The sequence below is a fragment of the Romboutsia sp. CE17 genome, assembly GCF_012317385.1.
Taxonomy (GTDB): domain Bacteria; phylum Bacillota; class Clostridia; order Peptostreptococcales; family Peptostreptococcaceae; genus Romboutsia_E.
Window position 1 is genome coordinate 626,332 of sequence record NZ_CP051144.1, and the last position, 25,039, is coordinate 651,370.

The following is a 25,039-nucleotide window of genomic DNA, read 5'->3' on the forward strand; positions in this document are numbered from 1 at the left end:
GTAGGTTAAACCTACCTTTTTTATTGAAATAATTAGTAATTTATATCTGCGGCTTTTATATTGTTTTTATCATGAGAGCTGCAAGGAGTCACTCCATATGTCATGTTACAATAAGGACATTTGTCAACATGTGTTTTCATAGTAAAAACTTTATTGCAGTTAATACATTCTAAGTCATGAGTATTTCTTAATGGGAAGTTTTCCTTACCCTTGCTTCTTATTAAATCAACTACATTTTTTCCGTCATTTTTATTTATACCTTCACATCCACAGCTCATATAATTTCCTCCTAAATTAATTTATAATAAATATTATATAACAATCTAAAATATAATTCTGTAACGACTGTTACATAAAGAAAAAATGATTATACAAAATAAATTATTCTGTATAATATTTTTAATTATCTTCTTTTTTTATTAAATATATTTTTTTTACGCTTCTTTTTATTTTTATTTCTTATGATAAGTAGCATAATAAAGATAGATACAAAAGCAACTATACAAATTTTTAATATTGTACGAATTAATTTGTTTTCTACAATAGGGCCGAAAATACTATTAAGATTATTAGTTGCAACTAGATCAATTGTAGTTTCCAGTTCTTTGCCATTGTAAACTTCTAAAGTACCAACTTTATCACCTTTTTTAACAGGAAGTTTTATCTTATCTAATTTAGTTTTTACTGAGTAAGTACTAGATGGCGTACCATTTTTTAATAGAACTTTATATGAAAATTCAGGTTCATAGATAAGTTCTTTTTGCTTTGTAAATAAAACTCTTTTATTTCCTGAATGTTCTTCTTTTGTTATTATAGTTGACTTATTATAGTTTTCAAAACCATAATCAAGTATAGTTCTAGATGATAGATACAAATCATTGCCATTTGACTTAAATACTGCAGATATAAGCCTCATATCATTTTTTACGGCACTTGATAGAAGACATCTTCCTGCATCATCGGTATATCCTGTTTTTATACCATCGACTATATCATATTTAATATCAATGTCTTTACCTCTGTAATTTATCTTTTCGTTTGAAGTTAAAAATTTATTTGTATTAACAAAATACCTTTCAAAAGGATAAACCTCAGTTGCGGGGAAAGATACAGATTTCATTTTAACAATTTCTCTGAAAATACTATTACTCATACATTCTCTAGCCATAAGAGCCATATCATATGCAGTAGTATAATGATTTTCATCAGGTAATCCATGAGGATTATTAAAATGTGTATTTTTAGCTCCAATAGATTTTGCTTCCTCATTCATTAATTTTACAAATTCTTCAACTGATCCACTTACATATTCTGCTAAAACTACAGCTACATCATTAGAAGAATGGATTAACAAAGCTTCGAGTAATTCCCTAGCAGTGAAACATTCTCCTACTTTTAAGTACATACTAGAACCTTCAGTAGTAGGATCTTTCGTAATTGTTATCTTTTCACTTAAATTTGGCTTGTATTTTAAAACTAAGTAAGCAGTCCAAGCCTTTGTAGTTGATGCTGGATAAACCTTTTCGTTTCCATTTTTATCATATAAAACTGTGCCAGTTTCATAGTCCATAAGAACTGCTGCTTCTGCAGGAATTGATGGTTGATCACTGTTAGCATACGATGTATTTGCTGAGTTTAAAAATGTAGAGAAAAGTGTAATAAATGTTATTAGCAAAGATAGAAATTTTTTCATTTATAACCTCCAAATTTTAAACTTATATTTTAGTATATCATATTTTAGTTAATAATAAAAAAAAAGGAGTGAATAAAGTGAAAAAAAATAAAAAAAGTATAGTATTTTTAATTATAATATTTACTATAATATTTACTTTTTATTTCAGAAATAAGTTTTTAGTAGAAGAAAATGTCTATGTAGTAAGTAAAGAGGAAGTAAACGATAAACAAGACATGATGATAGATAAAAGCTCAAATGAAAATATTATCGAAACTGAAAAAGTTGATTTAAATAAAGATGTAAATACAAATATGATAACTATATATATAAGTGGAGAAGTGAAAAAACCAGGTGTAGTGACTTTAGAAAGTAATAAAAGATTAGCAGATGCTATTAAAGAATTAGGTGGAACTACAGAAGATGCAGATTTAAACAAAATAAATATGGCATTAAAAATTAAAGATGAAGAACACTATATAATACCAAAAATAGGTGAGGAAATAGTGAATAATGAGTCTACAATAAATGAAAATACTTTTAGTGAAAATAATAATAAAAAGATTAATATAAACTTAGCTGAAATAAATGAATTAGAAGAATTACCTGGAGTAGGAGAAGCCACTGCAAATAAAATTATAAAATATAGAGATGAAAACGGAAGTTTTAAATCTATTGAGGAAATTAAAAATGTCAATGGAATTGGAGATAAAAAATATGAAGATTTAAAGGATTTAATAAGTATAAATTGATACAATAATAAATAGTTTCGAATATAATTTTATATAATTAAAATTATATGAACTCAAAATATGGTATTATATGTAATGACAAGAAGGAAAGGAGGTCTTTTTGTGGAAAAATATAAAAGACTAACAGAAATGACAACTTCGGGAGGCTGAGCCGCTAAAATAGGGCCAGAGGTTCTGGCTTCGGTATTAAGTCAACTTCCTAAGAATGAAAGTGATAAGATAAATAACTTATTAGTTGGGCTAGAGACAGCTGATGATGCTGCAGTATATAAATTAAATGATGACATGGCCTTAATACAAACTTTAGATTTTTTTACACCTATGATAGATGATCCATATATTTTTGGACAAATAGCAGCTGCAAACTCCTTATCAGATGTATACGCAATGGGTGGAAAACCAATAGTGGCTATGAATATAGTTTGTTTTCCTTCATGCCATGATATGGATGTTTTAGCTCAAATAATGAAAGGTGGATTTGATAAAGTAAAAGAGAGTGGAGCCCTTTTAGTAGGAGGACATACTGTTGATGATAAAGAGCCTAAGTATGGGTTATCTGTATCAGGAATAGTCCATCCTAAAAAGGTTTTATCTAATGCTACATCGAAACCAGGAGATATTTTAATTCTTACTAAACCATTAGGTGTGGGTATATTAAATACAGCTATGAAAGCTGACTTGATTAGTAAAGAAACAGAAAAAAAAGTTATTAATGTTATGACTCATCTTAATAAATATGCAGCAATGAGTTTTGATAAAATAGATGTTAACTCTGTAACGGATATAACTGGATTTGGGCTTTTAGGACATGCATTAGAAATGGCAAAAGCTTCAGATGTGAGTATTCATATAAATTCAAAAGAAGTTCCTATAATAGAAGAAACTATAGATATGGCAAGAATGGGAATTATACCATCTGGAATGTATAGAAATAAGCAATATATTGAAAATGATGTAGATATGAATAGTGTAGATACGGCAATTAGAGATATATTATATGACCCACAAACATCAGGTGGATTATTAATATCTGTAAAAGAAAAATATGCGGATAAACTTATAAAAGATATGAAAGATAATGGTTCTATAGAAGCAAAAATAATAGGACATGTAACAACAAAAGGAGATAAATATATTACTGTTAGATAAATATCTAAACTAATATAAGAAAGAGTGATTATAATTGGATAAGAAGAAGCTATTTGCTATGTTACCTTCTGTAGATGAGATTTTAGGAGATGATAGTTTAAAATCTATATTAAATGAATATCCTAGATCTCTTGTTCTAGATTCTGTGAGACAAGCTATAGATGAAAAAAGAAAGTTAATTATTAAATTAGATGAAAATAATGAGGGTATAGAAATTAATAACTCAGATATAATTATAGATTCTATAAAAAAAATTAAAGTTAATTATTCTCTATCTCTTAAAAATGTTATTAATGGAACTGGTGTAGTATTACATACTAACTTAGGGAGATCTTTGCTTAGTGAAAGTATTAAAGAAGAGGTCTGGGAAATCGCATCTAAGTATTCTAATTTAGAATATGATATAGAACTTGGGCAGAGAGGTTCTAGATATGTTCATCTAGTAGATATAATAAAAAAATTAACAAAAGCAGAAGATGTATTGATTGTAAATAATAATGCAGCAGCAGTATTATTAGTTTTAAATACATTAGCAAAGAATAAAGATGTTATAGTTTCAAGAGGAGAGTTAGTAGAAGTCGGAGGATCTTTTAGAATACCAAGTATAATGTCTTTAAGTGGCGCAAAGTTAGTAGAAGTTGGAGCAACCAATAAAACTCATATTTTAGATTATGAGGAAGCTATAAATGAAGATACTAATATCTTAATGAAAGTTCACACGAGTAATTATAAAATTTTAGGATTTACAGAAAGTGTAGGACTTGATGAATTATCTAAGATAAGCAAAAAATATAATATTCCTCTTGTTGAAGACTTAGGAAGTGGTGTACTTATAGATCTATCTAAATATGGATTATCATATGAACCCACTGTATTAGATTCCATAAAAAAAGGAGTAGATATTGTTACCTTCAGTGGAGATAAAATGTTAGGAGGACCACAAGCTGGAATTATAGTTGGAAAAAAAGAGTATATAGACAAAATGAAGAAAAATCAGTTAACTCGAGCATTAAGAGTTGATAAAATTACAATAGCAGCTTTAGAAGCTACCTTTAGATTATATTTAGATGAAAAAAAAGCAGTTAAAGAAATTCCTACCTTAAGAATGCTTACATATAGTTTAGATGAATTAAAAGATAGAGCTAAGAAATTTTTAGATATGTTAAACAAATTGAAATTAAATATAGATATTAAGCTTGAAGAAGGATTCTCTCAAGTTGGAGGTGGGTCTATGCCCATTGAAAGGATGAATACATACTTGATATCTTTAAGGCCTAATAACATTAGCGTCTCTTCATTAGAAGAAAAATTGAGGCTAAGTAACTCACATATAATAGGAAGAATATCTGAGGATAGGTACTTACTAGATGTAAGGACCATATTTGATAACCAATTTGAAATTATAGCTAAAGAAATAAAAAATGCTTTAATTTAAACTCTTAAGTAAGGGGGTAAAGTATGAATAATATAATAATAGGAACAGCGGGACATGTAGATCATGGAAAAACAACCCTTATAAAAGCACTTACAGGGAGAGATACAGATACCTTAGAAGAGGAAAAGAAAAGGGGCATTTCTATAAATTTAGGTTTTACATATTTTGATTTACCGAGTAAAAAAAGAGCTGGTATAGTAGATGTACCTGGACATGAAAAATTTATAAAAAATATGTTAGCAGGAGCATCAGGTATTGATATAGTATTATTAGTTATTGCTTGTGATGAAGGTGTAATGCCACAAACTATTGAACATTTAGATATACTACATTTTTTAAATGTAAATAAAGGAATAATAGTTCTTACTAAATGTAATAGTGTAGATATTGAATTTAAGGAATTAGTAAAAGAAGATATAAGAGAGAAGCTTAAAGGTAGTTTTCTTGAAAAATCGGAAATAATAGAAGTTGATTCTATTTCAGGATATGGAATAAAAAATTTGATAAATACTATAGATAATATTAGTAATGAAATTGAAGAAAAACATGAAGGTTTTCCAGCTAGACTTAATATAGATAGAGTATTTTCATTAAAAGGATTTGGAACTATTGTAACAGGAACATTATTAGAAGGTGTTATTAATATAGATGATGATTTAGAAGTCTATCCAAAAGGTTTAAAAGTAAAAATAAGAGGGATACAAGTTCATGGAAAAAATGTAGAATGCGTATATGCAGGTCAGAGAGCTGCTATAAATATATCTAATTTAAAAGTTGATGATATAAAAAGAGGTGATGTTCTAGCATATAGCAATTCATTAAAAGAATCAAATATGCTAGATGTTAAAATTACTCTAGTAAGTCACACCGATAAAGTATTAAAGCATTGGGATAGGATTAAATTATATCAAGGGACAAGAGAAGTTTTATGTAGGGTTGTTCTATTAGATAAAGAAATTTTAAAAAGTGGAGAAAGTGCATATGTACAATTACGTCTAGAGGAGGGAATTGTAGCAAAACAAGGTGATAGATTTGTTATTAGAACTTATTCTCCTATGGAAACTATAGGTGGAGGGATTGTCCTAGATACATGTGTAAAAAAACACAAAAAGTTTGACCCTATAGTTATAGAATCATTAAAAATTAAAGAAAAAAGAAATCCTAAAGATATTATATCTGAATATTTAAGGTTACATAAAAATAAGTATATAACAATGAAGGAACTTAAGTCATATACTGGTTTTTATGAGAGTGATATTGAAGATATTATAATGGAACTTGTAAAAAAAGATGAAGTTATATTATTTAACAATTATTACTTACATAAAAATAAATATGAAAATTTAAAACAAGAGATTCTAAATTTACTAGAAGATTTCCATAAAAAAAATCGATTAAAAAAAGGTATATCTAAGGAAGAACTTAGAAGTAAAATTGATTCTAATCTAAAAAATAAAGATATTGATTTACTTATAAGTAAAATTAGTAATGAAAGTTTAATAAAACTAACGAATAACTTAGTATCTTTAAGTAGTTTTAAAGTTACTTTTAATAGTAAGCAAAAAGAAATTAAATTAAATATAAAAGATAAGTTGAAGAATTCTGGATTATCTTCAATAATGACCATAGATGATATTTGCAATAAAAATAATTATTATAAAGAAGTATTAGAGTCTATGATAGGTGAAGAAATAGAACTATTAGATGATAAGTATGTATTAGATACAAATGATTATTTAAAGGCAAAGAAAACATTAATAAGCTATATAGAAAATAATAAGAGTATAACCTTAGGTGAGTATAAAAAATTAATAAACTCAAGTAGGAAAAACTGTTTAATAATTTTAGAACATTTTGATAGAAAACAAATTACAAAAAGAATAGAAGATAGAAGAGTATTATATTAACATAAAAATAAAAATGTCAAATTGATAGATAAACTATGTATCAATTTGACATTTTTTACTATAAAAATAAATTTTATGTATCTAATTATAGTATAATTAGTTTAGCTATAAATTTAGGGGGATTTATAAAAGTATGTTAATAAATATAAATAATAAAAATGTTGATAGAATTAGTATTATTTATTTTTCAATAATGATTGTACTATTTACATTGGTAAGAAATAAATTGGAATTTATACTGCTTGTAAACTGCTTATATGCAGCACTTTTAATAGTTATAGTAATAATTATGAGTAAAACAATTAAGTTTAATCCAAATACAAATACTACATTTTTAGGAATTATATGTACAACAATAGGAATTTTAGAGGTTACATTCATATTAATTAATATAAATTATACAAGTTTTGAATTGAGTTATTTTGATTATGGATTTTGTTTGTTTATAGATTTACTTAAGCTTATTGGAATATATTCAAGTTTCTACTTAAGTTTAAATAAAATAAAGTTAGGTGAAATTCTTATAAGATTTATTAAGCTATTATCTGTATCCTTAATGATTTCAATCTTTTTTAGCTTTATTATAAAAATGATTTTTAATATTAGTATTAATTTATTCATAATAATCGAAAGTACGATTACAATTTTGACATGTGTTACATTTATTATTATTAGAAATAATATAAGAACTACAAAAGATGATAGTTTAGAGAGAGATCTTTTATTTAGAATTATACTTTTATTTACAATAGCTAGATTTATCATGGTAACTATTTATATTATATATAATTTAAGCTGGGGATATCAGTTAAGTAAGTTTGTATCAAATATGTGGATTTATTACATTTATAGATATATATATTACATAAATATAAAAAAGCCATATGAAGAATTAAGTGAAATTAATGAAAGACTAAAATTATACTCTAGAAAATTAAGCTATAAAAATGAGAGGATAATTTTAGAAATGAAAAAAACTCAAATGTTAAAAGATCGTTTGAATATAAATGATCAGAAATTACGCTTAACCATTAATAGTGCAATGAATCCAACTATTATTTTCTCTAATAATAAAGACATTATATATAGTAATAAATCATTTGAAATAGAGTTTTCAGATGGTAATAATTATAGTATAGATTATATGTTGAGATCTAAATTCAAAGAATATAACAAGATACTTGAAACAGTAAATACTGTTATTGATAAAGGAAAAGAGATAAAAATAAATATAGAAAGTGAAAATTCTAAATTTTATAAAGTAATACTTACACCTTTTATAATAAATAATAAAAATGAAGGGTGTTTATGTATTTTTATGGATAACACGAAAGAAACTGTATTTGAAAAAGAGACTATCTCTATGAACTTATGTTACGATAATTTTTTAGAAAGTATTAATGATGGAATTCTTTTACTAGAGAACAGAAAAATATTATATGCTAACAATGCGTGTAAAAAAATGTTTAAAAATGATTTATCAGTTATTGATACATATATTGCTGAAGATAAAAATATAAAAGAAGAGATATATATAATAGATGGAGAAAAAATATATGTAGAAATGATATATTCAAAATATAGTAAAGATAAAGTTAGTATAGTAATTAGAAATATTACTGAAAGAAAAGTAGCAGAAGAAAGACTAAAGGAAAGAAAAGAATCATATTCAAGGTTAATAGATATACTCCCTGATGGTATATGTTTATTAGATTATAATTACAATATAAAATACTTAAATCAATCTATATTAAATATTGTTAATATTAATAATGATTATGATAGCTATACTATAAGAGATATAATTAAGTTAAGTTCTGATGAAGAAATTTTATTATTAAAAAATCTTAGAAAGGTTATAAAAAATAACCAACACTTTATATTATTAAACAAGCAACTTATATCTAAAAATAATGTTAATATAGATGTTGAAATAAATGCGATACCGTTTTCTGATGATGGTAATAATAAATATATAATGTTAATAATCAAAGACTTAACTAATAAAAAAACAAGTGAGTTAGTCGAAAAAGAACTATCAGAAAGATTAGAAACTGATAAGGTGAAGACCGAGTTTTTTACAAGTATGTCTCATGAATTAAAGACGCCTTTAAATGTAATATTTAGTTCAAATCAATTATTAGAATCTTTTTATAAATCTGGGAAGATTAATGACTATAATAATAATATTAATAGCCATATAGATTTAGTTAAGACAAACTCATATAGGCTTCAAAGATTAATAAATAACATAATAGATTTAACTAAGCTTGAATCAGGGTTCTATAGGTTAAATTTATCTAAATCAAATATTGTAGAAATAGTTGAAGACCTATTTATGAAGATTGAAAAATATGCGAGAAAAAAAAATATTGGATTAGTATTTGACACAGAATCAGAAGAAATAAATTTATTTATTGATAAGTCAGAAATTGAAAGAATTATGTTAAATCTATTATCTAATTGTGTAAAGTTTACACCTGATCATGAAGAAATAATTGTAAATATATATGATAGAGAAAATTCGGCATGTATTAGTGTAAAGAATACCGGAATCGGTATACCAAAAGATAAATTAGATACTATATTTGAAGAATTTTCTCAAGTTGATAAGACATTATCAAGAAATACAGAAGGAAGTGGTATAGGATTATCTATAGTTAAGAATTTAGTAGAACTTCACGGTGGAAAAATAGAAGTTAAGAGTGAAGAAAATAAGGAAACGGAGTTTATAATAACTTTAAATAAAAATAAACAAGATAATCTTAAAGAACAAAAAAATAAAGCAATATATAATATTGAAGAGAAAATAAATATTGAGTTTTCAGATATATATTATTAAGAAAGGTTAGAAGAATGGAGATAAGTAGTATAAAATCAAAGGGGAAGATTTCATCTATTCAGATAAAAGTTTTTAGTATACTTATATTTATGACACTTATTTATTTTAGTTATACAAATATACAGTTATATGGGATATCTGTTATTATAGCTAGGCTTACTCTTAGTATACTAATAGTAACTTTTACAGTAGGTGTAAATAAATCTAAGTTAGACTATATGAGTTTTATAGGTATAACATATATTATTTCAAATATTTTGTATATAAGTAACTTATTAATATTTAATGATATGAGGTATCTTTCAGAGGCTTTAATAATAAGAAATATCTTAGAATCTGTAACTATATATTTGATTATTGATAATGTTTACAAGAAATCATCTGTATCAAAACAAAGCACATCTAATGTATTTTCAATATACTTTGTATTTTCTATAGTTACATATTTAATTATAAAATATAACTATAACTTTATGAAAAAAAATAATTTAAATTTAGGCATATTTGAAATCATAGTATTAATAAATGTACTTTTATTGTTTAATACTATTAAAAAAAACTTATATTATGTAAAAAATAATGATGATTTTTTAGAATGTGAAAAATTTAAGATTATTAATAAAGTTATTATATTAAAGTTATACTTTTTTATAGGATTATTATTTTTAATGAACGTAAAACTTTTAGAATTTGATTTTTATAAATTACTAGAAGTTGTAAGTATACTAGAAACTTATTATATATATAAATTTACAGTAGATTTAAACTTAATTAATCCTTATATAAAAAAAATAGAGATTAATAAAAAGCTAGAAGAACAATATATTAAGCAAAAGTCTATAGGTAATATTTTAAAAAATATGTTAGATGTACAAAAAGATATAAAAAAAGAAATGCAATATAAGGAAGATTTATTTTATCAAATATTATCGTCAACTCCAAATGGGTGGATTGTATTTGATAGAAATAAAAAAATAACTTATATTAATAAATCTATGAAAAATATTTGTTCTATAAACTCCAAAAATAATTACAATGATATCAATGCAAAATTGAAAGATGTTATAGTAAATTATGATGAATTTATTAATAAGTTGAATGAATTAGATAATACTACTGATACAATTGAATATGAAATACAGACCTATAGTGGAAAATATTATAAGTGTGTATATTCAAAAGATGAGATATCAAATGAAAGGGTATGTATTTTCAGGGATATTTCTAATGAAAAGAACATGATCAATAGTATGATATATTTAAAAAAAGAATATGAAAAATTAATAAGTAGTATAGGTTGTCCGATAATTATATATGATAAATACAATAATATTATTCAATCTAGCAAAGCTTACGAAAAACTTTTTAATAATTCTACAGTTCACTATAAAGATATAGAATTTTATAATTATGTTATGGAAATTAATAAAAAAGCAATGACAAATAAAGAATTATATGATAATGGAGTATTTAGATATAGAAGAATAGATAATGATGGAGAGGTAATATGGATAGAGTCGACAGTAACAATATTTTATGAGGGAAGCAAAAAATATATTGTAGAGAGTCATAGCGATATTACATATCACATTGAGAATAGAGAAGCTATTAGACAAAGTCAAAATATGTATAAAGCTTTATTAGATGAAATACCTGAAGGCATTTATTTAGAAGACCTAGATACTAATAAATATATTTACGTTAATAAGAAATTTAAAGATATTTTTAAGTTAGATGAAGAAATAAATGATGAAATATTAGGCATATGTAGAGAAGATTTTATGAAAGTTCATCCTGATTATAATGAAGTAGTTAATGATAACATATATAATGTAAAACAAGGGAAAAATTCAGATTATTATAAAATAAAATATTTTGATAAAGATGAAAATATAATTGAAACACAAGTAGCTAGCATACCTTTTAAAGTAGATAGAAAAGTATTTAAGCTTACTATAATCAAAGATATGAAAGATATAAGAAAGTTAGAGTCTTTAAAAAAGCAAATTATAGAACGAGAAAAGAGGGATAGTATAAAGACACAGTTTTTTATAAATATGTCTCATGAACTAAAAACACCTCTAAACCTTATATTCACTAGTACACAATTAATAGAAAATCTATATAATAAAGGGAAAATTTCAGATGAAGATGAGGTTGTAAAAAAACATATTGATTTAACAAAGCAAAATAGCTATAGATTAATTAAAATAATAAATGATTTAATTGACTTTACTAAAATGGAATCAGGCTTTTATAAGCTTAGATTAGAAAATAAAAATATTATAAGTATAATAGAAGATATAGTTATGTCTGTAGTAAATTATGCTAGTAATAATAATATTAATATAGTTTTTGATACTAATGTAGAAGATTTAATAATCTCAGTTGATGTAAACGCTATAGAGAGAATATTACTAAACATATTATCCAATGCAATTAAATTTACAGGTGATGGTGGAAATATATATGTGAATCTTATATATAAAAATGGTAAAGTAAGTATAGAAATAGAAGATACAGGTATTGGTATACCAAAGGATAAATTAGATCATATATTTGATAGATTTAATGATATTAATAAAGGGTATATTGGGAATGTATATGGAAGTGGTATAGGTTTATCAATTGTTAAATCAATGGTAAACCTAATAGGTGCAAGTATAAAGGTTGAGAGTGAACTTAATGTAGGAACTAAATTTACTATAACTATGGATGTTAATTTATTAGATGAAGAAGAATATTATTATGAATATGGCTTAGAAAATTCATCTAATATAGATAGATTAACAATAGGAATGACTGATGTATATAAAGAGACTATAGCAAAATAGATATTTTGCTATAGTCTCTTTATTTTTTAGGTAGAGTTGATATTTTGAAACTATTGTCTGTAAGTGTAAATTTATCACTCAAATTAGATGTTAAATATATCTCTTTATTTTTTGTTATAAAAATAGCATCAACATTATCTATAGATTCTATTAAGTTTAAACCAGGCTCCAGACCAAGTCCAAAAGCAGATGTAGAGAGTGCATCACATGAAATTGACTTATCTGAAATTATAGTTACACTACTCAATTCATTATCGAAAGGATATCCGTTAGATGGATTTAAAATATGATGATAAATTTTATTTTCAGACTCAATGTAACGTTCGTATATACCTGATGTAACTACAGATTTATTTGAGACTTTTATGTTCCCTATAGAATTACCTCTAGGCATAGTTGGGTCTTGGATTCCTACTGTAAAAGGTTCATTATTAGATTTGTTTCCTATAGTGTATACATTTCCTCCTAGATTTATAATAGCGCTATTAACATTATTTGATTTAAGATAATTTGCGATTACATCTGCAGCATATCCTTTTGCAATTGCACCTAAATCTATTTTCATATTGTCTTTTTCTAGTTTTATAGAAGAATCGTTTTTATTTAGTGTTATATTTTTATAATTAACTAAATTTAAATATTTTTGTATCTCTTCTTTTGATGGAATTCTAGCATCCTCAGTTCCGATGGCCCATAGGTCAGAAATAGGTCCTATTGTAATATCAAAATTTCCATTAGATAAATTAGAGTATTTAATTGCTTCTTCTATTACGAAAAATGTATCACTTGAAACTTTTACAAATGATCCTGCGTTGTTATTAATTTTACTTACATCACTACTAACTATAGTATCACTCATCTTATTTTCAATATCTCTTAAAATCTCATCGCATTTGCTTAGAATTTGTTCACTTTGTGATTTTTTTATATTAAAAAGTGTTATTTCATTAACTGTCCCTAGGTAAAAGTAGCTTTTGTTGTATTTACTCTCTGAATTAGATGATTTTAGTAATAGAAAACCTATAAAGGCTAAAAAGAATATAGACATAAATAAAATTTTTTTTCTATTCATATACAATTCCCCCGAAAAATTATGTTATATTTAATTATAGCATAATATTCTAAGGGGGATAGGATATGAAAAAAAAAGATATTTTTTTAGTTATAGGGATTATATTTGTAATTATTATACTTTTTATTGTAAATAATATTAAAAACAATAATAAATCTGAGGCTATAGAAATCTATATAAATAATAAACTATATAAAAGCATACCAATAGATGAAGATGAAGATTTAAAAATTGAAGGTGAGTTTGGATATAATTATATAAAGATACATGATAATGGAGTTGAAATTACTGAAGCTTCTTGTCCTGATAAGGTATGTGTAGAATCTGGATTTATAAGCAAGCCTAGTGAAAGGATTGTTTGCATGCCTAATAAAGTAGTTATAAAAATAAAGGCATCAGATAAAGTGAACAATAATGAAGACGTTATATCCGAATAAATATAAAATTATACAAGTAGGTGGAAATATGGTAAAACTAAACAATGACTGGGATGAATTACTAGATGATGAATTTAAGAAAGATTATTATCTTAAATTAAGGCAATTTCTTATTAATGAATATAATACAAGATTAATCTTCCCACATGTGAATAATATATTTGAAGCTTTAAAGCATACTTCTTATAAAGATACAAAAGTTTTAATATTAGGTCAAGACCCTTATCATGGAGAAAATCAAGCTCATGGATTAGCTTTTTCAGTACAGCCTAATATTAAGATACCTCCATCATTATTAAATATATATAAAGAATTAAGAGATGATTTAGGATGCTACATACCAAATAATGGATATTTAATACCATGGGCAGATCAAGGAGTGCTATTATTAAACACAGCATTAACAGTTAGAGCTCATGAGGCTAACTCTCATAAGAATAAAGGGTGGGAGATTTTTACTGATGAGATAATAAAAATATTAAATAAAAGAGATGATCCTGTTATATTTGTTTTATGGGGAGCTAATGCTAGAAAGAAAACAGAATTTATTGATAATAAAAAACATTATATATTAGAGGCTCCACATCCTAGTCCTTTATCTGCTAGTAGAGGTTTTTTTGGATGCAAGCATTTTTCAAAAATTAATGATATTTTAATTAAGTTAGGAAAGACACCTATAAATTGGCAAATACCTAATATATAAATAATATTAAAAATTAAATAAAAAAGTTACAAAAGAGTAACTAAAAAATGAAAAAATAAAATGTGCTAAAATAGTTGAAAAAACTTAGTAAGCACATTTTATTTTTTTTGTCAAGTTGACAAAAAGTATCAAAAAAGTTACAATTCATCTATCGATTATGAGGAAAAAGTGAAAGTTTAAAATTCTGTTAGATTATAAAATGAAAATTAAGTAAATTATGGAGGGAAATATTATGAATTTAAAAAATAAGAAGATAATTAAAAGTGCATTTCTGACCGGTATGATATCGGCAACTATATTAGGAGGTTATTCATTATTAAATAAAGATATAACTTTAGTAGTAGATGGTAAAGAAAAAGAAATATCTACATTTAAATCAAACGTAGAAGATCTTTTAGTAGCGGAAAATATAAAATACGATAGTAATGATATAATTAGCCAAGATTTAAGTACGAAACTAAGTGATAAAATGAGAATAGAAGTAATCAATGTAACTGAAGAAATAATAAAAGAAAGTAAAGAGGTTCCTTTTGATGTTACAGTTGTAGAAGATAATGATTTATTAAAAGGGGAAACAAAAGTAGAAGAAGAAGGACAGACTGGAAAAAATGAATTAGTATATAAAATAACTTATCACAATGGAAAAGCAGTGGAAAAAACTTTTTTAGAAGAAATAGTTTCTACAGAACCAGTTAACAAAGTGGTTAAAAAAGGAACTAAGGTAGAAGAAGTGAAAGTTGCTTCATCAAGAGGTGAAAGTACACGTAGACCAGTTTCAGCAAACAATACAAACTCAAATAGTACAAGTTCAAGTAGTAGAGGTAAACATATATCAGTTGTAGCAACAGCATATACAGGTCACGGAATAACTGCTACGGGAACAAAGCCAAAGTGGGGAACTATAGCTGTTGACCCATCTATAATACCTTATGGAACTAAGGTATATATACCTCAATTTAATAAAACTTTTATTGCTGAAGATTGTGGAGGAGCTATAAAAGGTAATAAAATAGATATATATATGAATGATGAAACTTCAGTTAGAAATTGGGGAAGAAAAACTATAGATATATATATAGTAAAATAATAAATGAAAAATCCTTTAGTAGTTAAATATAGCTATTAAAGGATTTTTTTACATAATAAATTATAACTAATATAATTGGGTATACTAAAAATGATATTATTATTTATAGTAAAATTTAATAAAATTTTAATTTATTGCCAAATATTAAAAAATATGATAGTATAAGTTAAATATAATAAATATGGGGGTGGATGGGTTCTGGTGTGCCCTCTAGTCTTCAAAACTAGTATGAGGAGTTAATAGCTTCTTAGGTGGGTTCGATTCCCACGCATTCCCGCCAATAAAAAAAGAGCTCTTTTAGAGCTCTTTTTTTATTTTAAAACATTCTATAGTAGGACACCATTCGTAGATTTCTTTTAATGTATTTTTATTGTTTTCTATAAACTCGTATGAATTTGTTAAATTTATAAATAGACCTTTGTATAATGTTTTACTTGTTACACAAAGGATCCTTGGCGAGTCGCCTTCAAGATAATCAATAGAAGAGCTTTCTATCTCTTTTGTTATTTCATTCTCTTTTGAAGTTGTGTTTTTTATAATCTTTTCCATATATATATTTTTATAAAATACTGGTATATAAGAATGATTTTTGTTGTAGAATATTTCTAAAAACTCTCTTTGAGTAAAATTAGTAGATGGTTTAGAGTCGGATTGTTCAACAACAATAAAATCTTCATAATAATAAAAATTTTCAATATTAGATAAATTATCTATAATACCTTCGAATGAATAATTATTTTCACTATCTTTGCTATAAATAACTATAAAAGAGCATTGTTGGGGCAAAGATAAAGTGTAAGCTATTTTATTTTGGGTATCATTAGGTATAAAATTAATAGTTTGTAAGCTAATTAAATTAGCATAAGGTATAAGATTATCTTTATTTGTATCTTTTAAAATTTTAACTATTAAAGTATAATTATCATTATTGTATTTAACAATATCATCATAAGCTATAGAATTATATTTGTTAATTGCATATGATTTTGATAATTGGATACTTAATATAAAAAAAAATGATAGTAGTAGAATTATTAATTTTCTCAATTTAATCCTCCTTTTAAATAGTTTTGGATAAAATTGAAAAAGATATTCTTCTAATGAGAAAATAAACAATAAGAGGAGCAGTAATAAAATGGAAAAAGACTTTACAATGAGAACTTCACTAATCATAGGAGAAGAAGGTATTGAAAAATTAAAAAATGCAAATGTTATAGTTTTTGGAGTAGGTGGAGTTGGAAGTTTTGCAGCAGAAGCTATAGCTAGAGCAGGAGTTGGTAATTTAACTATAGTAGATTTTGATGAGGTTGATATAACTAATATAAATAGACAGTTACCAGCTCTTCATTCTACAGTTGGAAAAAGTAAAGTAGAAGTAATGAAGGATAGAATTTTAGATATAAACCCAAATATAAATTTAAGAGCGGTAAAAAAACTATATAATGCAGAAACTAGTGATGAAATTTTATGTGAAGAATATGACTATGTAGTTGATGCAATTGATATGGTTGCTTCTAAATTAAAACTTATAGAAACTTGCAAGAATAAAGGGCTTAATATAATAAGTTCTATGGGAATGGGTAATAAGCTAGATCCAACTAAAATAGTAGTTACAGATATACATAAGACTCATACTTGTCCTTTGGCAAAAGTTATTAGAAAAGAATTAAGAGATAGAAAAATTAAGAAACTTAAGGTGGTTTACTCTACAGAGCAACCCATTGAGTTAAAAACTAAAATAATGAATGGAAAAAAAGTTACACCAGGAAGTATATCTTTTGTTCCATCTGTAGGTGGTCTAACAATAGCTTCAGTAGTAATTAATGATTTACTTAAATAATCTATAGAAAAATACTGTAGTCTAATTTATATAAAATTTAAATTTGGCTACAGTATTTTTATTCTTTATATTTTTTTCTAGTAGTTATAGTTAAACCATCACTATAAAATATCATATCGCCATTTATATCAGTTCGATATGTAATAATATTATTTTCTCTTAAAGTGTCTATTGTAGATTGATGTGGATGTCCATATTGGTTCTTATATCCACAGGATATAATTGCTAAGTCTGGACTTACTTCTTGTATAAATTCTGGGGTAGAAGATGAGCTGCTACCATGATGCGCTATTTTTAGGAAATCTACACTCTCTAAATTAAAAGCACTGATAAGTTCTTTTTCATTAGATTCTTCACAGTCACCTGTAAATAAAAATGATTTATTTTTATATATTAAATTAAATACTATAGAGTTTAAGTTACTTTCATTCTGAATGTACGATGGACTTAATACTAGAATATCAATATCCTTATCAATAGGTAAATTATATCCTCTATATAGATACTCTAGGGTTAAATCTTTATTATTACATGCATTAATTAGGTTTTTATACGATGAACTATCAGAATCATTCTCAGGCATATAAATATTATTTACTTTGAAGTTATTTATAACAGAATCTAAACCTCCTATGTGATCTGAATCTGGATGCGTAGCTATTACCATATCTATAGTCTTAACTTTTTCTTTTTTTAGATAACTAGTGACAATATAATCACTATTTTCATCACCACCATCTACTAAAATATTTTTATCAGAAGGTGTTTTTATAAGTATGCTATCTCCTTGTCCGACATCTATAATATGAATTTCCAGCATATATTTTTTGTCACAACTGGATAAAAATGTTATTATAATAATTATTAGTAAAATTTTATACCATTTACTTATATGTATCACCTCATTTATATCATGTTTATAAAATTTCTAGATGGGTAATATAAACATGTAAAAGAATATTAGTTTATATTTTTAACAAATAATTATGAATTAATACAAATGTATAGGGATACAGATTATTTATATAAATTATACAACATGAAGTAGGAGGATTTTATGATATCAAGAAATACAGAAATGTGCTTGAAGGAAAAAGAACTTATAATATTTAAAGATATTGATATAGATGCAAAGGATAAGCTACAACCTTATTTTGATATGGTTAATTATGAAGCGTGTGAATATTGCTTTGCAACTTTATATATGTGGCAACATCTTTATAAAACAGGGTATTATATAGGAGATGGGTTCGCTGTTTTAATAGGAGAATATGAAGGAGACACATTCTCTATATTACCATTATGCTCTAAGGATAAGCTTCCTCAAGTTATAGATTTTGTACTTAACTATTTTGAAAGTATAGAATCTAAATTATATTTTAGAGGAATAACTCAAGAAATTGTAGATGACTTGAAAGAGTATTACCCAGGAAGATTTGAATATATAGAAGAAAGAGACTTATTTGATTATGTGTACGATGCTGAAAGCATGAGAACTTTAGCTGGTAGAAAAAATCAGAAGAAGAGAAATCATATAAACTATTTTTTAAAAGAATATGAAGGAAGATTTGAATATAAATTACTTGATAAAGATAATTTTGATGAATGTTTAGACTTAGTTAAGCAATGGGCTGATAATAAAGAAGAAAATAATGAGTATGATGAGGGTATGGATGATGAACTTATAGGTATTAAAAAGATATTTAATAACTATGATGTTTTAAGATCTAATGTTAAAATAGGTGGAATATATGTAGATGGTAAATTAGAAGCATTTACTATAGGGGAATTATTAAATCCTAATATGGCTTTAATTCATATTGAAAAAGCAAATCCAAATATAAGAGGACTTTATCCTTTTATAAATCAACAATTTTTAGTTAATGAGTTTAGTGATGTAGAATTTGTGAATAGAGAAGAAGATTTAGGTATACCTGGTCTTAGAAAAGCAAAGCTATCATATCATCCTATTAGATTTGTTGAGAAGTATACAGTTAAGGAGGCATAATGTATGCATATAAGATTTGCAAAAGAGGATGAAAAAGATTATATAAGAGAGATTTGGGACTATTGTTTTAATGATAGTCCTAAATTTACTGATTTTTATTTTGATAATAAATATGATAAAGAAAATACATTAGTAGTTGAAGAAGATGGAGAAATTGTTTCTTCATTGCAGTTAAATCAGTACAATATAAAACTAAATGATAAACTGTATGACACATCTTATGTAGTTGGAGTATCTACATTTCCTCATGTAAGGGGAAAGGGATATATGAAGCACATAATGGAAAAAACATTAAAAGAGCTTTATAAAAGAGATCAACTTGTATCTATACTAATGCCTATAGATTATAGATTATATAGAAAATATGGGTATGAACATTGTTATGATCAGATAGAATACAATTTAGATATAGAGTCTTTAAAATCGTTTAAATCAAAAGGATATATGAAAAAAGCAAAATTTGAGGATATAAAAGAACTTCAAGATATCCATGATGAATTTTTAAAAGGTGTAAATGGAAATGTAAATAGAACTTCATTTTATTATGAGAACTTATTTAAAGAAGTTCAAAGTGAAGATGGACATATATTTATACATGGAGATAAAAAAAGTGAAGGATATATAATATATTTTATAAATGGGGAAAATATGTTTATAAGAGAGTTATTTTATAAAAATATAGATTCGCTAAAATCTATGTTAAAGTTTGTATATAACCATAATACTCAATGTAAAAATGTTACAATAGCAGCTCCTATAAATGATAAAATAAGGTATATACTTGATAATCCAAGAACTTCAGAAATAAAAATAAAGCCTTTCATGATGGGTAGAGTAATAAACTTACAAAAATATTTAGAAGGACTACATATTGAAAGTGATATAAATGGGTCTATAACAATATTAGTAAAAGATGAATTTATTGAAGAAAATAATGGAGTATTTAAGATTGAGATAAAAGACAAGAATTTAATAGTTAAAAAAGATGGTTTTAAATACGATGTAGAATTTAATATAAACACAATTACACAATTAGTTTTTTCATATATAAATGTAGAAGAAGCATTTTTATTAAATAATATAGATAGGAATGAAGATGTAGAAAAGTTTTTAGAACTTATTTTCTCTAAAAAGAATAACTATATAAATGAATATATATAAAGTACCGTAAGGTACTTTTTTTATATGCAATAAAATAGCACCAACTATAGCTCAAAGATAAGTAAGTAAATTTATAGAGAAATATAATTTAGACTTTCGTATTTAGAAATTTAAATCTATATAGATGTATCATATTTGCCTGGATTTTTATTTTTACTGATTAAAAGAAAGTCTACTTGATGATAATAAAAATAAAAAACTTAGGAGGATATATGAGAAGGCCTCTATTAATAATATTTATTGTTTTACTATTTATAGATTTAATTCATATAAATCTTAAGAGTATAGATGTATCAAAAGATAATGAGATTGTGATAGTTGAAGGTTTAGTTAAAGGGAAGGTAGAAAAGCAAAAGTATGATCAATACAAGATTGGAAAATTTATTGTAAACGATTATGGTAAGAAAAAAAGTTTACAAATAGGTCAAATTGTAAAAATAAAAGGAAGGTATAAATCTTTAGATAATATGAAATTTAAAGATTTTGATTATGGAAGATATATAAGAAGTACGGGATATGAAGCTATAATATATGTAGATAAATGTGAAGTAATAAATAGTAATTATCTATATATTAGTATAGGAAAGGTTAAAAAATACATTAAAGATACTCTTAGGTATTTATATAAGGATAAGTCTGATTTTATAAACTCTATAATATTAGGAAGTAGTGAATACTTGAGTACGGAAGAAAAGGATATGTTTATGAGGACTGGAACTAGTCACATTATAGCAATATCAGGTTTGCATACAGGACTAATCTGTAGTATGATAGCTTTTATTATAAGAGGGATTAATAACATATATAAACTAATACTATTATTCATCATAATATTTTTATACTCTATAATGGTTGGTTCATCTCCATCTATAGTACGATCGTTGTTATTTACGATGATTATGTACACTGCTATATTTCTTGATAGAAAAAGAGATGGTATATCAACTTTATCATTAATTGGCATATTTTTTATTATAAATAATCCATATATTATATATAATGCAAGTTTTCAATTGAGTTTTCTTGCTACATTGTCTATAATATACTTCTGTAGTTATGTAAATGATATATTCAAAAATAGATTAATATCAGTAACTATATCTGCTAATATATTAACAATACCTATAATATATTACAGTTTCAATGGAATACCGATACTTTCTATTTTAGGGAATATGATAATTGTTCCATGTATAGGTATTATAATATATCTTAGTATAGCTAGTGTAGCTATGTTTAGAATAAATTTATACTTAGCGAAACTTGTAGCTTATTTTAATAAAGAAGTAATAAATATAATATATTACTTCTTAGATAAAATTAGCATATTAAGTTTTTCATATATTGAAGTAGATAATCCGAAATTTTATTGTGTTGTTATATATTACATAATATTGTTTTCATATATGATTTATAAGGAACTAAAGACTATGAAGGAGCAAGAAAATGAATTACAAGGATATTATAAAGAGTGTCAATAATAGAGATTTAAAAAATATATATCTTTTTTATGGTAGAGAATTTTATCTTATAGAAAATTCAATAAATTTATTTAAAGGAATTTTAAATGAAAGTATGTTGGATTTTAACTTAGATGTTATAGATGGAAAAGAAATTGTTTTAGATCAAGTAATAAGCTCAATAGAAACACTTCCTTTTATGGATGAAAGAAAAATAGTTATAATAAAAGATTTTGAGCTATTAAAAGGAAAAAAGAAAAACTTTACAGATAGTGATGAAAAATATTTAATAGAGCATTTGGATAATATACCAGAAAGCACAATTTTAATATTTGCTGTATATGGTGATATAGATAAACGAAAAAATATAGTAAAAAAGATAAGTAAGAATGGCATAATTTGCAATTGTGATAAATTATCTGATATGGATTTGTTTAAATGGGTAAAGAAAAAGTTTGAAGCAAGAGATGTTATAATAGAAAATGCTCAAGTTATGTATTTTATTGATTCTGAAGGATATAGAGATAAAAGCAGTGATAAAACATTATCTGATTTAGATAATGAAATAAATAAAATTAGTTCATTTGTAGGTAAGGGCAATTTAATTACTAATGAAGTTATAGATAAGTTATCTCAAAAAAAAGTAGAAAATGATATATTTAAGCTTATTGATTACATAGGTGAAAAAAATCCGTCTAATGCTATTAGAATATTGAATGATATGATTCAAGAAGGAGAGTCTGTTCTTGGTATATTTGCTATGATAGCTAAACAATTTAGAATAGTTATGCAAGTGAGACAATTTCAAATAGAAGGGTATACTAGTAAAGTTATAGCTGAAAAGCTTAAGTTACATCCATTTGTAGTAGGAAAAGCGTTAAAACAAGCATCAAATTTCTCTGATGATATGATTATTGATATGTTAAATTATATTCTGGAGAGTGATTACAAAATAAAAAATGGACTGATAAAGGATACCTTAGCTATAGAGATACTTGTGAGTAAGTATTGCCAAAGAAAAATTAGTTAATATAGAATAAAAAGTACCTTAAGATTAAAATAATCTTAAGGTACTTTTTTAGTAAAAAGAATTATTAAGCGAATTAAATTAAATTGAATAAAAACCCCTGATAATTATCAAGGGTCAAATCTATTAAAGTTATAAACAGAGAATTAAGCGTTCATTCCGTTTAACTTTTGAGCTAACTTAGCTATTTTTCTAGCTGCAGCGTTCTTGTGTATAGTTCCTTTAGATGCAACTTGAGATATTCTCTTTTGTGCATATTGGAATCTTTGAGTAGCTTCTTCTTTATTTCCTGCCATTACAGCTTCTTCGAATCTTCTTATAGCAGTTTTTAATTGAGATTTTCTAGCTCTATTTAAAGCAGTTTTCTTCTCGATAACTTTTATTCTTTTCTTAGCTGATTTTATGTTTGCCATGTGAGTTCACCCCCTCGTACATTTTTATTATATTCATCGTCAACATATTAGATTTTAACAGAAATAAATCTAAAAATCAAGGATAATTTATTCATAATCTTATTTTTATAATATCTTCTTGCTTTTGACTTTTAAGATTATAACCTATATGAAAATAATTTACAACATGTAATTTAATTATACGTAGATTTATAAAAATATAATTTTTGTTATAAAATACTAAATTTTGTTAACAATTATAAATATCATTCAATTAATACTGGAGGTTAACATGATAAATATAAGAACAGATTTGGCTCTAGAAGCTAGAGAAATGTATTCAGCGGAGCAAAAAACTAAAGAATTGCCTGGAGTGAATGTAGAAACTAAAGAATTAGAGAATTGTATTGTAACAAAGGTTGAAGTTATAGATGAGCAAGGTTCGACAATAATGAATAAAGGTATAGGAACTTATATAACATTAGAAAGTAACTTGATGAAGTTTGATGATGATGAATCAAGAGAAGAAATGATAAATTACTTAAAAGATGAATTGATTGATGTATTTGGGAGTGATAAAACAAAAAAAACATTAATAATTGGTTTAGGAAACTGGAATATAACATCAGATGCATTGGGTCCAAGAAGTGTATCAAAAACTTTAGTAACTAGACATATATTTAAAAATTACAATAAGGATTATGATGATGACTTTACAGAAGTTGCTGCACTTAGCCCAGGGGTTATGGGAATTACAGGGATAGAAACAAGTGAAACTGTAAAAGCAATTGTAGATACTATAAAGCCTGATAGAGTTGTTGCAATAGATGCACTTGCATCAAGAAAAATGGAAAGAGTAAATGCAACTATACAAATATCAACAGAAGGAATATGTCCTGGAGGTGGAGTTGGAAATAAAAGAAAAGCATTAAATAAAGAGTACCTAGGAGTAGATGTGATAGCTATAGGAGTACCTACAGTAGTTGATGCAGCAACTTTAACTAATGATGTTTTAGATATGGCTATAGATAACCTTATGAATGAATCTAAGGAATCTGAAAGTTTTTATAATATGTTGAAGAAGTTAAAAGAAGAAGAAAAATATCAATTGATAAAAGATTCGTTAGATCCATATGATAAAAATTTAATTGTTACACCTAAAGATATAGATGAAACAATAGAGAATTTATCAGTAATAATAAGTGAAGGGTTAAACAGATCATTGCATCCAGGAAGGATAACCCAATAAGGAGGAAAAATA

Annotated in this window: 21 protein-coding genes and 1 tRNA gene; 16 read left to right on the forward strand and 6 right to left on the reverse strand. The window is 25.1% G+C overall.

What is annotated here, in order from left to right:
• Positions 1 to 32: 32 nt before the first annotated feature.
• Together HF520_RS03040 and HF520_RS03045 are read right to left on the reverse strand one after the other, a co-directional pair.
• On the reverse strand, positions 33 to 278 hold the full coding sequence (locus tag HF520_RS03040) for a hypothetical protein (RefSeq protein WP_168572620.1): 246 nt from the start codon (positions 276 to 278) through the stop codon (positions 33 to 35).
• 125 nt (positions 279 to 403) lie between these two features.
• The gene (locus HF520_RS03045) at positions 404 to 1,693 is read right to left on the reverse strand and encodes a D-alanyl-D-alanine carboxypeptidase family protein (protein ID WP_168572621.1); all 1,290 of its coding nucleotides are present in this window, start codon (positions 1,691 to 1,693) and stop codon (positions 404 to 406) included.
• A gap of 77 nt (positions 1,694 to 1,770) precedes the next feature.
• Between HF520_RS03045 and HF520_RS03050 the strand changes: the two genes are divergently transcribed.
• The 6 genes from HF520_RS03050 to HF520_RS03075 all read left to right on the forward strand — a co-directional run bounded on the left by HF520_RS03050 (position 1,771) and on the right by HF520_RS03075 (position 12,591).
• A complete protein-coding gene (locus HF520_RS03050) occupies positions 1,771 to 2,424 on the forward strand; it encodes a DUF655 domain-containing protein (protein ID WP_243155184.1) in 654 nt (217 codons plus the stop codon).
• Between the two features lie 129 nt (positions 2,425 to 2,553).
• Positions 2,554 to 3,573, forward strand: coding sequence for a selenide, water dikinase SelD (gene selD, locus HF520_RS03055; RefSeq protein WP_442970748.1), 1,020 nt, complete (start codon positions 2,554 to 2,556; stop codon positions 3,571 to 3,573).
• A 58-nt stretch (positions 3,574 to 3,631) separates the two neighbouring features.
• Positions 3,632 to 5,008, forward strand: coding sequence for an L-seryl-tRNA(Sec) selenium transferase (selA, locus tag HF520_RS03060; RefSeq protein ID WP_442970749.1), 1,377 nt, complete (start codon positions 3,632 to 3,634; stop codon positions 5,006 to 5,008).
• A gap of 23 nt (positions 5,009 to 5,031) precedes the next feature.
• Positions 5,032 to 6,915, forward strand: a complete 1,884-nt coding sequence (gene selB / locus HF520_RS03065; protein ID WP_168572624.1) for a selenocysteine-specific translation elongation factor — start codon at positions 5,032 to 5,034, stop codon at positions 6,913 to 6,915.
• A 133-nt stretch (positions 6,916 to 7,048) separates the two neighbouring features.
• Positions 7,049 to 9,757 carry an ATP-binding protein gene (locus tag HF520_RS03070; protein ID WP_168572625.1) on the forward strand — a complete coding sequence of 903 codons (2,709 nt, stop codon included), beginning with the start codon at positions 7,049 to 7,051 and terminating at the stop codon, positions 9,755 to 9,757.
• A gap of 14 nt (positions 9,758 to 9,771) precedes the next feature.
• Positions 9,772 to 12,591: a PAS domain-containing sensor histidine kinase gene (locus HF520_RS03075; RefSeq protein ID WP_168572626.1), complete on the forward strand. Its 2,820-nt coding sequence runs from the start codon at positions 9,772 to 9,774 to the stop codon at positions 12,589 to 12,591.
• 19 nt (positions 12,592 to 12,610) lie between these two features.
• On the opposite strand, the gene HF520_RS03080 is transcribed toward HF520_RS03075, so the two are convergent.
• Complete coding sequence (locus HF520_RS03080; RefSeq protein ID WP_168572627.1) at positions 12,611 to 13,663, reverse strand: FAD:protein FMN transferase; 1,053 nt, start codon at positions 13,661 to 13,663, stop codon at positions 12,611 to 12,613.
• A 65-nt stretch (positions 13,664 to 13,728) separates the two neighbouring features.
• Between HF520_RS03080 and HF520_RS03085 the strand changes: the two genes are divergently transcribed.
• From HF520_RS03085 to HF520_RS03100, 4 genes are all read left to right on the forward strand, one after another.
• Entirely contained in the window at positions 13,729 to 14,100 is a 372-nt protein-coding gene (locus HF520_RS03085) for a NusG domain II-containing protein (RefSeq protein ID WP_168572628.1), read from the forward strand.
• Positions 14,101 to 14,128: 28 nt separating this feature from the next.
• Complete coding sequence (locus HF520_RS03090) at positions 14,129 to 14,803, forward strand: uracil-DNA glycosylase (RefSeq protein WP_168572629.1); 675 nt, start codon at positions 14,129 to 14,131, stop codon at positions 14,801 to 14,803.
• A 232-nt stretch (positions 14,804 to 15,035) separates the two neighbouring features.
• Positions 15,036 to 15,890: a 3D domain-containing protein gene (locus HF520_RS03095; RefSeq protein WP_168572630.1), complete on the forward strand. Its 855-nt coding sequence runs from the start codon at positions 15,036 to 15,038 to the stop codon at positions 15,888 to 15,890.
• 183 nt (positions 15,891 to 16,073) lie between these two features.
• Positions 16,074 to 16,170 (forward strand) — tRNA-Sec (locus HF520_RS03100).
• A gap of 17 nt (positions 16,171 to 16,187) precedes the next feature.
• Here HF520_RS03100 and HF520_RS03105 read toward each other — a convergent pair.
• Positions 16,188 to 16,937 carry a hypothetical protein gene (locus HF520_RS03105; RefSeq protein ID WP_168572631.1) on the reverse strand — a complete coding sequence of 250 codons (750 nt, stop codon included), beginning with the start codon at positions 16,935 to 16,937 and terminating at the stop codon, positions 16,188 to 16,190.
• A gap of 88 nt (positions 16,938 to 17,025) precedes the next feature.
• Between HF520_RS03105 and HF520_RS03110 the strand changes: the two genes are divergently transcribed.
• The gene (locus HF520_RS03110; RefSeq protein WP_168572632.1) at positions 17,026 to 17,730 is read left to right on the forward strand and encodes a tRNA threonylcarbamoyladenosine dehydratase; all 705 of its coding nucleotides are present in this window, start codon (positions 17,026 to 17,028) and stop codon (positions 17,728 to 17,730) included.
• A 58-nt stretch (positions 17,731 to 17,788) separates the two neighbouring features.
• Here HF520_RS03110 and HF520_RS03115 read toward each other — a convergent pair whose 3' ends face one another.
• On the reverse strand, positions 17,789 to 18,550 hold the full coding sequence (locus HF520_RS03115) for a ComEC/Rec2 family competence protein (protein ID WP_168572633.1): 762 nt from the start codon (positions 18,548 to 18,550) through the stop codon (positions 17,789 to 17,791).
• Positions 18,551 to 18,832: 282 nt separating this feature from the next.
• On the opposite strand from HF520_RS03115, the gene HF520_RS03120 reads away from it, so the two are divergent.
• The 4 genes from HF520_RS03120 (at position 18,833) to holA (ending at position 23,389) form a co-directional block, all read left to right on the forward strand.
• On the forward strand, positions 18,833 to 19,738 hold the full coding sequence (locus tag HF520_RS03120; RefSeq protein WP_168574735.1) for a DUF2156 domain-containing protein: 906 nt from the start codon (positions 18,833 to 18,835) through the stop codon (positions 19,736 to 19,738).
• Positions 19,739 to 19,741: 3 nt separating this feature from the next.
• Positions 19,742 to 20,899, forward strand: a complete 1,158-nt coding sequence (locus HF520_RS03125) for a GNAT family N-acetyltransferase (RefSeq protein WP_168572634.1) — start codon at positions 19,742 to 19,744, stop codon at positions 20,897 to 20,899.
• A gap of 212 nt (positions 20,900 to 21,111) precedes the next feature.
• A complete protein-coding gene (locus HF520_RS03130) occupies positions 21,112 to 22,380 on the forward strand; it encodes a ComEC/Rec2 family competence protein (RefSeq protein ID WP_168572635.1) in 1,269 nt (422 codons plus the stop codon).
• Positions 22,346 to 23,389 carry a DNA polymerase III subunit delta gene (holA, locus tag HF520_RS03135; protein WP_168572636.1) on the forward strand — a complete coding sequence of 348 codons (1,044 nt, stop codon included), beginning with the start codon at positions 22,346 to 22,348 and terminating at the stop codon, positions 23,387 to 23,389. Before HF520_RS03130 ends, holA begins: the two co-directional genes overlap by 35 nt.
• A gap of 143 nt (positions 23,390 to 23,532) precedes the next feature.
• Here holA and rpsT read toward each other — a convergent pair whose 3' ends face one another.
• On the reverse strand, positions 23,533 to 23,799 hold the full coding sequence (gene rpsT / locus HF520_RS03140) for a 30S ribosomal protein S20 (protein WP_122641296.1): 267 nt from the start codon (positions 23,797 to 23,799) through the stop codon (positions 23,533 to 23,535).
• Between the two features lie 271 nt (positions 23,800 to 24,070).
• Here rpsT and gpr point away from each other — a divergent pair, with 271 nt between their 5' ends.
• A complete protein-coding gene (gpr, locus tag HF520_RS03145) occupies positions 24,071 to 25,027 on the forward strand; it encodes a GPR endopeptidase (protein ID WP_168572637.1) in 957 nt (318 codons plus the stop codon).
• The last annotated feature ends 12 nt before the right edge of the window (positions 25,028 to 25,039 follow it).